We start from the raw sequence: 9,121 nt of genomic DNA on the forward strand, positions 1-9,121 counted from the left end.
CGAAAATCGGCGCTGAACGGCTTTTTCCCGCGACCTGATGCGTGTCCGGTGGGGGACTACGGGGTAAGATGGAGCGGTAATCCAAGCGCACCAACAAAGGGAGACCGGTTCCACAGTGGCTGCCACCGAAAACAACTACGACGCCTCATCGATCACCATCCTCGAGGGGCTCGAGGCCGTGCGCAAGCGACCCGGCATGTACATCGGCTCGACGGGCGAGCGCGGCCTGCACCACCTGGTGTGGGAGGTCGTGGACAACTCCGTCGACGAGGCGATGGCCGGCTACGCGTCCGAGGTCAAGGTGACGCTGCTCGAGGACGGCGGCGTCGAGGTCGTCGACGACGGCCGAGGCATTCCGGTGGAGATGCACCCGACGGGTGCGCCGACGGTGCAGGTCGTCATGACCCAGCTGCACGCCGGCGGCAAGTTCGACTCCGAGTCCTACGCCGTGTCCGGCGGCCTGCACGGCGTCGGCATTTCCGTGGTCAATGCGCTGTCCACGCGCGTGGAGGCGGAGATCGTCCGCGACGGCCACATGTGGTTCCAGAACTTCAACACCGCGGTGCCGGAGGACCTGGTCCAGGGCAAGAAGGCCCGCGGGTCCGGAACGACCATCCGCTTCTGGCCGGATGCCGACATTTTCGAGACCACCGAATTCAACTTCGAGACCATCGCCCGCCGCCTGCGCGAGATGGCGTTCCTGAACAAGGGCCTGACCATCACGCTCACCGACAAGCGCGTGTCGGAGGAGGAGCTGGAGGCCGAGGCCCTGGCCGAGCAGGTCGAGAACGAGTCCGCGGCGCTGGTCGAGGAGGGCGAGGCCGAGGGCGGCGACGGCGCCGGCACCGAGGACAAGGTGGCCAAGGCGAAGAAGCGCCGCGAGAAGAAGAAGGTCTACCACTTCCCGAACGGCCTGCAGGACTACGTCGAGTCGCTGAACAAGTCGAAGACGATCATCCACCCGTCGATCATCAGCTTCGAGGCCGGCGGCGAGGGCCACGAGGTCGAGATCGCCATGCAGTGGAACAGCGGCTACTCGGAGTCGGTGCACACCTTCGCCAACACGATCAACACGATCGAGGGCGGCACGCACGAAGAGGGCTTCCGTTCCGCGCTGACGTCGCTGATGAACCGCTACGCCCGCGAGCACAAGCTGCTCAAGGAGAAGGAGGCGAACCTGACCGGCGAGGATGCCCGCGAGGGACTCGCCGCCGTCATCTCCGTCCGCGTGGCGGATCCGCAGTTCGAGGGCCAGACCAAGACCAAGCTGGGCAACACCGAGATCCGCGGTTTCGTGCAGCGCATGGCCAACGAGCACATCGGCCATTGGATGGAGGCCAATCCGGCGGAGGCGAAGGCCATCGTCAACAAGGCCATCGCGTCGGCGCATGCCCGCCAGGCGGCCCGCAAGGCCCGTGACCTGGTGCGCCGCAAGTCCGCGACGGACCTCGGCGGCCTGCCGGGCAAGCTGGCGGATTGCCGTTCCAAGGATCCGTCGAAGTCGGAGCTGTTCATCGTGGAGGGCGACTCGGCCGGTGGTTCGGCGAAGTCGGGCCGCAACTCGATGTTCCAGGCGATCCTGCCGCTGCGAGGCAAGATCCTCAACGTGGAGAAGTCGCGCCTCGACCGCACGCTGAAGAACAACGAGGTCCAGGCGATCATCACGGCGCTGGGCACCGGCATCCACGACGAGTTCGACATCGCCAAGCTGCGGTACCACAAGATCGTGCTCATGGCCGACGCCGACGTCGACGGCCAGCACATCGCGACGCTGCTGCTGACGCTGCTGTTCCGCCTGATGCGCCCGCTCATCGACGAGGGCCACGTCTACCTGGCTCAGCCCCCGCTGTACAAGCTGAAGTGGGGCAAGGGCGATCCCGGCTTCGCGTACTCCGACGCCGAGCGCGACCAGATGGTCGAGGTGGGCCTGGCGGCCGGCCGCAAGATCAACAAGGACGACGGCATCCAGCGCTACAAGGGCCTGGGCGAGATGAATGCCCAGGAGCTGTGGGAGACCACCATGGATCCGGATCACCGCGTGCTGCGCCAGGTCGCGCTGGAGGATGCGCAGAAGGCCGACGAGCTGTTCACCATCCTCATGGGCGATGACGTCGCGGCCCGCCGTTCGTTCATCACCCGCAACGCGAAGGACGTCCGCTTCCTGGACGTCTAGCGGAGCGGTCCCGGGCGGTAAGGACCGGCGCCGAACTCCAAGGACCGGCTCCGAAATGCAGCTTTACGACGCCGATGGGGCGTCAACCATGATTCAAACCAAGAATCATTGTTGACGCCCCATTATTGTTGCTGGTCCAGGATCACCGTTCCGACCGGAACCAAGTTCAAACCGGATCGATGCTCGGTTGGATCTACGTTCCAGCCGGATGGGCGTTCTAGGAGGAACCGGGGATCGGGATCTCGCCGGAACCGCCCGGGATCGGGGAGACGGTGCACGCGCCGACGACGGGTGCGTCGTTGAACATGGCGAGGATGAAGCCGACGCCGAAGGGCGCGCCGCTGACCGCCTGGGCGAAGTGATTGTAGGAATCGATCTTCGGCAGCACGTCGTCGCGGTAGAAGACCTGGCCGCCGTTGGCGCACCAGTTGGCGGCGAGATCCTTGGCCTGCTGGAACTCGACGTTGAGGTCGTGGCGGCCGGAGACGATCATGGTGGGGGCGGCCGGGACGCCGTGGCCGATGAACTGGTCGTTCATCGCGGCCTCGCCCTCGGGCAGATCACGGAGCATCGCGTCGAGGGAACGGCCGTCCTTGGTCCACTCCGAGGTTCGCTGGTGGCCGTAGGTCGAGGTGATCTGGTCGGTGCACATCGTGGACAGATCCTCGAGGGTCGCTTTGCCGCGCTCGGACATGTTCGCATCGATGATGGGGGCGAGCTGCGGGTACCGGGCGGCCAGACCGTTGATGGTGAAGCCGATCGCGCCGACCAGGTCGGAGCCGTCGATGTTGCGCTGCACCGCGTCGAGGTCGGCCGGTGGGGCCGAGGCGTAGGCTGCGGCGACCTGCAGATCGGGGGCGTAGTTCGCGGCCTCCTCGACGGCCGCGGCCGATGCGCCGCCGCCCTGGGAATGGCCGTAGAACGCGACCTTGCCGTTGCCGCCGGAGAGGTTGCGTGCGGCGCGGGCGCCGTCGAGCATGGCGTGGGCCTGCTCGGCGCGGTTCATGTAGGTGTGCATGCCAGGGGTGCCCATGCCGACGTAGTCGGTGACGAAGACGCGGACGCCCGCACCGGCGAAGACCCAGTCGTAGAGGCCCTCGAGGTTGACCAGACGTCCCGACGTGAAGGGATCTGCCTGGTTTTCCAGGGGCCAGTTGCGCGAGGGTGCGCACTGGTCGCCCTGGCCGACGGTGCCGCGGCCGATGACGACCGTCGGCCGCTCGCCGGCGCCGGTCCACGGCACGGACGGTTCGACCATGTAACCGCTGACCGGGATCGGATTGCCGTGCATGTCGGTGGTGGAATACAGCACCTTGGTCACCGAGGACGGGAGCGGGTAGTCCAGCTCCGGCGGCATGGGAGCGGTGGCTGCGGCGGCGGTGCGCAGAATGGATCCCGGGGCGCCGGCGGTGACGGTCGAGGTGTCGTAGAAGGCCTCGTCGATGGCGGGGGAATCGTCGGAGGAGCCCAGCGCACCGAGCGAACCGGATGCGTCGCCGCCTTCGGCACCGCCATCGCCACCGGCACCGGTACCCGTGCCGTCACCTGCATCGGCGGAAGGCAGTCCCGGGAGACCGGGGACGGCGGGCAACTGGGGGACGTTCGGGGCGGCGGACGCCGGAGCCGTCGCGCCCCCGATCAGGATGGTGCCGGCAAGGAACGTGGCGGCGGCGCGGCGCCGGAATCGTGTCAAGGGTCGCATGTTCCGGATTATTTCCAAACGTAAAGCGTCCTGGGCGCAATTCGTCCAGAAAGTGCCGCCTGCCAGCGAATTTGCGTCGAACGGGGGGATATGCGGACCGCGGCGGAACGGGACTACGCCGTTCGCCGGCCGCATCCGGTTTTCCCCCCGGCGAAACCGGGGATATCGTATCGCCCGTGAACGAACACGAGGAGCACGCGAATACCGCCGAGGTGCCCGGCGACATCGTCCCGGGCGCCGACGGCGAGCGCGTCGAGGCCGTCGCCCGCACGCGCGAGGAGCCGGAGATGACGGAGCGGGTGCTCCTCGACGGTTCCGTGACGCCCATGCAGATCCATCGCCCGGCCGGGAAGCCGAAGGCGATCGTGGTGTTCTTCCCAGGGTTCGGCATGGGCGCCCGTTACTACTGGCCGATGGCCCAGGAGCTTCGCGACCGTGGCTTCGGCGTGCTCGTCTCGGAATTGCGCGGCCAGGGCGGGCAGACCGCCAAGGCGACGCGGCGTCATCAGTGGGGCTATCACGAGCTCGCCGCGGTGGACTACCCCGCGGCCGTGGCGGCGGCGCGCACGGAGTTCGAGGAACCCGGCGAGCGCCTTCCCGTCTACCTGATGTGCCACTCCATGGGCGGCCAGATCGGCGCCCTGTATCTGTCGCGCCCGGAGGCCGACGTCGACGGCATGATCACCATCGGTTCCGGCACCCCGCACTACATCCGTTTCGCCGGCCGCGAGTACATCCGGCTGTGCTGGGGTGGCCCCGTGATGTGGACCGTGGCCACGGCCCTCGGTTACTGGCCGGCGGGACCGTGGGATCTGGCGCGGTACGGCCGCCAGTCCGGGCGGCACGTGCGCGAGTGGGCCATGTTCGCCCGCAACGGCCGCCTGCACCCGACGAAGGCGGACATCGATTACGAGCGCGAGATGCCCAAGGTCACCACGCCCGTGCTCATGCTGACCTGCGACGGCGACCGCGATTGCACGCCGGATTCGGCCATGGACCTGGCGTCGCGCCTGCCCAAGGCGGCGCGTTTCGAGTTCGTCGATCGCCGCCTCGGCCACAACCGGTGGGCACGCGAACCCGAGGCGGTCGCCGACCGTTTCGAGTCGTGGCTCGGCGAACTCGATGCCGGGGTCCGCTGGCCTTGATCGACGAGCGGTGACCGTGCCGGCCTTCGGCGGTTGACCGTCCTCACTGAACGGGGTGGCGCACCCCGGCGAGGGCGGCGGCCCGATCGAAGGACATGTGGGCGTCGGCGAGTCGGCCGAGCACCATCACCGCCACCACGGCGAATGCGTCGTTGCCGCGATCGAGGGGCTTGAGCCGGCGGATCGTCTCCGCCATCGCCCGCGCCCGTTCGTCCATAGCCCGGCCCCGGGATCCGGAGTCTGCGTGGACGTCGATGCTGGCGATGGATCCGTCTGCCGCTGCCGCCGCCGCGGCCAGTGCCCAGGGGCGCACGATCCGCGCCCCGGAGAACTCCGGCAGCAAACCGGCGAGCACGTCGACGACGGCGACGAGGTCCTCCGGCGTCATCGGTTCCGGCTCATTTCGCCAGCCTGCGCAGCAGTGCTGCGTGCGATTCGACGGTTTCCGCCGCGAGCATGCGCACTTCCGAGTCGCGCACCGCACGGGCGGCGGCGTCGACGATCGCCCTGCGCGCCGCCTCCTGCTTCGAGGTGCCGCGGGTCCCGGCGAGCAGCGTCAGGGCCCGATCTTCCGCCGGCGTGAGCCGCAATGTCATTGCCATGCGGCCAGAGTAGCCGCGTCCGGCGTAAGTTGGTATCACAATGATACCGAAGTCGCGCGGAATCGTCGCAAAGCAGGCCCTGTGAGGCGCTGATGCGCGATTGCGCAGCGTATGATGGGGGAGTCATGCTCTCGATTCCCGTCCCGCGCGGCCCTCACCGGCGCGCCGGAGACGGCGGAGACGCCGAAGTCGGCGAAAACCGCGGAGGCACCGAAGGCGCGGAATCGAGACGCGGGAGCGAAGCCCGGGCATCCCACCCGGGGACCAAGTGGAGGTACGAGTGAGCGACGACAACGGCACCCTGTTCGGCGGCGGCGGCGATGGCGGGGACAAGATCCACCCCATCGACATCAACGAGGAAATGCAGTCGAGCTACATCGACTACGCGATGTCCGTCATCGTGGGCCGAGCCCTGCCGGAGGTGCGCGACGGCCTGAAGCCCGTCCACCGCCGCGTCCTCTACGCCATGTACGACAACGGCTACCGCCCCGAACGCGGCTACGTGAAGTCCGCCAAGCCCGTCTCGGACACCATGGGCAACTACCACCCGCACGGCGACGCCTCGATCTACGACACCATGGTCCGCATGGCCCAGCCGTGGTCCATGCGCTACCCGCTCGTCGACGGCCAGGGCAACTTCGGTTCCCGCGGCGACGACGGCCCGGCGGCCATGCGATACACCGAGGCCCGCCTCACGTCGCTGGCCATGGAGATGGTCCGCGACATCCGCGAGAACACCGTCGACTTCCAGCCCAACTACGACGGCCGCACCACCGAGCCCGTCATCCTGCCGTCGCGCATCCCCCAGCTGCTGATGAACGGTTCCGGCGGCATCGCCGTCGGCATGGCCACCAACATCCCGCCGCACAACCTGCGCGAAATCGGCGCGGCCATCAACTGGTGCCTGGACAACCCGGAGGCCGACGACAAGACCGCCCTCGAGGCGATCATGGGCTTCATCAAGGGCCCCGACTTCCCGACCGCCGGCCAGATCGTCGGCGACAAGGGCATCGAGGAGGCCTACACCACCGGCCGCGGCTCGATCCGCATGCGCGGCGTCACCACCATCGAGCAGGAGGGCACCCGGCAGCAGATCGTCATCACCGAACTGCCGTACCAGGTCAACCCGGACCGCCTCATCGCCAACATCGCCGAGCAGGTCCGCGACGGCCGCCTGGCCGGCATCTCCTCCATCGACGACGAGTCCGACCTCAAGTGGGGCATGCGCATCGTCGTCAAGCTCAAGCGCGACGCCGTGCCGCGCGTGGTGCTGAACAACCTGTACAAGCACTCGCAGCTGCAGACCAGCTTCGGCGCCAACATGCTGTCCATCGTCGACGGCGTGCCGCGCACCCTGCGCATCGACCAGATGGTCCGGCTCTACGTCGACCACCAGATCGAAGTCATCGTCCGCCGCACCCAGTACCGCCTGGACGAGGCCGAAAAGCGCGCCCACATCCTCCGCGGCCTGGTCAAGGCGCTGGATGCGCTCGACGAGGTCATCGCCCTGATCCGCCGGTCGGCGACCGTCGACACCGCGCGCACCGGCCTGATGGGGCTGCTCGACATCGACGAGGTGCAGGCCGACGCCATCCTGGCCATGCAGCTGCGCCGCCTGGCCGCCCTCGAGCGCCAGAAGATCATCGACGAGCTCGCCGAGCTCGAGAACAAGATCGCCGACCTCAAGGACATCCTCGCCAGCCCGCAGCGCCAGCGCGACATCGTCCGCGACGAGCTCGCCGAGGTCGTGGAGAAGTTCGGCGACGACCGCCGCACCCAGATCATCGGCGCCATCGGCGACGTCACCGAGGAAGACCTCATCGCCCGCGAGAACGTCGTCGTGACCATAACGTCGACCGGCTACGCCAAGCGCACCAAGGTCGACGCCTACAAGTCGCAGCGCCGCGGCGGCAAGGGCGTGCGCGGGGCGGACCTGAAGCAGGACGACATTATCCGCCACTTCTTCGTCTGCTCCACGCACGACTGGATCCTGTTCTTCACCAACCGCGGCCGCGTCTACCGCCTCAAGGCCTACGAGCTGCCCGAGGCCACCCGCGCCGCCCGCGGCCAGCATGTGGCCAACCTGCTGGAATTCCAGCCGGGCGAGCGCATCGCCGAGGTGCTGCAGATCCAGACCTACCAGGACTCCCCGTACCTGGTGCTGGCCACCACCGAGGGCAAGGTGAAGAAGTCCCGCCTGGAGGAGTACGACTCCGCCCGCAGCGCCGGCCTCATCGCCATCAACCTCAAGGAGGGCGATTCCCTCATCGGCGCCCGCCTGTGCTCCGGCGACGACGACCTGCTGCTCATCTCCGAGCGCGGCCAGGCCATCCGCTTCACCGCCTCCGACGACGCGCTGCGCCCGATGGGCCGCGCCACCGCCGGCGTGCTGGGCATGCGCTTCAAGGGCGACGACAAGCTGCTGAGCATGGTCGTCGTGGAGGAGGGCCAGCACCTGCTGGTCGCCACCACCGGCGGCTACGGCAAGAAGACCCCGCTGGACGAGTACGCCCCGCAGGGCCGCGGCGGCCAGGGCGTGCTCACCCTGAAGTACGACCCGAAGCGCGGCGCGATCATGGGCGCGCTGGTGGTGTCCAACGACGACGAGATCTTCGCCGTCACCTCCGCCGGCGACATCATCCGCACCCGCGTCAACGAGATCCGCGCGACGTCGCGGGCCACGAAGGGCGTCCGCCTGGTCAACCTGGCCGACGGCACCGAGCTGCTGGCCATCGACCGCAACGTCGAGGACGAGGGCGAGGAGACGGCGGTGAAGGTCTCCGAGACCGGCACCCTCGACATCGTCGACCCGCGCCCGGGCGGCGTCTCCGCCTCCGACAACGAGGACGAGCCCGCCGACGCCGGTGACGCCGACGAGGGCGACGAGGAGTAGGCCATGGCCGACACCCAACTGCTGGTCCGCCGGATCAGCCCGTGGACCACGCTGCGGGTCTCGGCGGCGATCAGCGTCATCGGGTTCCTCTCCTGGATGGTGGCGGTGGCGGTGCTCTACCTCCTCTTCGAGGCGATGGGCTTCCGCGACCGCTTCAACGACCTCCTCGGCGGTGACGCGGCCCTCGGCGCCGGCCTGATCTTCGCGGTCGCCGCGGGCATCGGGGTGCTGTGGGCGCTGCTGATCACCGCGCTGGCGACCCTCGGCGCCGTGGTCTACAACGCCTGCTCCGAATTGGTTGGCGGCATCACGGTCATGCTCGACGACGTCGAGTAGCGGCATGTTCGCGCTTGACGACGCCCACGTGGACGTCGTCAAGCCGAAAACCGGGCAGGTGCGCCATCCGGCGATGTTCGGAGCAAGCGCCCAAAATGGGTGTTGACCAGCCGATTTGTTTTCCCCCGAGAGTCCGGGTTAAGTTATATCCCGGTTCAGGGGCCTATAGCTCAGGCGGTTAGAGCACTTCGCTGATAACGAAGGGGTCGGAGGTTCAAGTCCTCCTAGGCCCACCACGAACGGGCCCCGCGCCGACGAAGCGAAAGCTCG

7 protein-coding genes and 1 tRNA gene are annotated in these 9,121 nt (G+C 68.2%); 5 read left to right on the forward strand and 3 right to left on the reverse strand.

What is annotated here, in order from left to right; all coding sequences use genetic code 11:
- Positions 1–115: 115 nt before the first annotated feature.
- Entirely contained in the window at positions 116–2,173 is a 2,058-nt protein-coding gene (gyrB, locus tag GX015_RS03510; protein WP_291342843.1) for a DNA topoisomerase (ATP-hydrolyzing) subunit B, read from the forward strand.
- 217 nt (positions 2,174–2,390) lie between these two features.
- Here gyrB and GX015_RS03515 read toward each other — a convergent pair whose 3' ends face one another.
- Positions 2,391–3,866: a lipase family protein gene (locus GX015_RS03515; protein WP_291342845.1), complete on the reverse strand. Its 1,476-nt coding sequence runs from the start codon at positions 3,864–3,866 to the stop codon at positions 2,391–2,393.
- 185 nt (positions 3,867–4,051) lie between these two features.
- On the opposite strand from GX015_RS03515, the gene GX015_RS03520 reads away from it, so the two are divergent.
- Positions 4,052–5,020, forward strand: a complete 969-nt coding sequence (locus tag GX015_RS03520; protein ID WP_291342847.1) for an alpha/beta fold hydrolase — start codon at positions 4,052–4,054, stop codon at positions 5,018–5,020.
- 43 nt (positions 5,021–5,063) lie between these two features.
- Here the strand turns inward: GX015_RS03520 and GX015_RS03525 are convergent, their stop codons facing one another.
- Together GX015_RS03525 and GX015_RS03530 are read right to left on the reverse strand one after the other, a co-directional pair.
- A complete protein-coding gene (locus GX015_RS03525; RefSeq protein ID WP_291342849.1) occupies positions 5,064–5,408 on the reverse strand; it encodes a hypothetical protein in 345 nt (114 codons plus the stop codon).
- 10 nt (positions 5,409–5,418) lie between these two features.
- Complete coding sequence (locus GX015_RS03530; protein ID WP_046650965.1) at positions 5,419–5,622, reverse strand: hypothetical protein; 204 nt, start codon at positions 5,620–5,622, stop codon at positions 5,419–5,421.
- 280 nt (positions 5,623–5,902) lie between these two features.
- On the opposite strand from GX015_RS03530, the gene gyrA reads away from it, so the two are divergent.
- The 3 genes from gyrA (at position 5,903) to GX015_RS03545 (ending at position 9,087) form a co-directional block, all read left to right on the forward strand.
- A complete protein-coding gene (gyrA, locus tag GX015_RS03535; RefSeq protein WP_291342850.1) occupies positions 5,903–8,515 on the forward strand; it encodes a DNA gyrase subunit A in 2,613 nt (870 codons plus the stop codon).
- Between the two features lie 3 nt (positions 8,516–8,518).
- Positions 8,519–8,851, forward strand: a complete 333-nt coding sequence (locus GX015_RS03540) for a DUF3566 domain-containing protein (protein ID WP_291342852.1) — start codon at positions 8,519–8,521, stop codon at positions 8,849–8,851.
- A 159-nt stretch (positions 8,852–9,010) separates the two neighbouring features.
- A tRNA-Ile gene (locus GX015_RS03545) sits at positions 9,011–9,087 on the forward strand.
- The last annotated feature ends 34 nt before the right edge of the window (positions 9,088–9,121 follow it).

The organism is Corynebacterium sp. (assembly GCF_012837295.1).
Lineage (GTDB): Bacteria > Actinomycetota > Actinomycetes > Mycobacteriales > Mycobacteriaceae > Corynebacterium.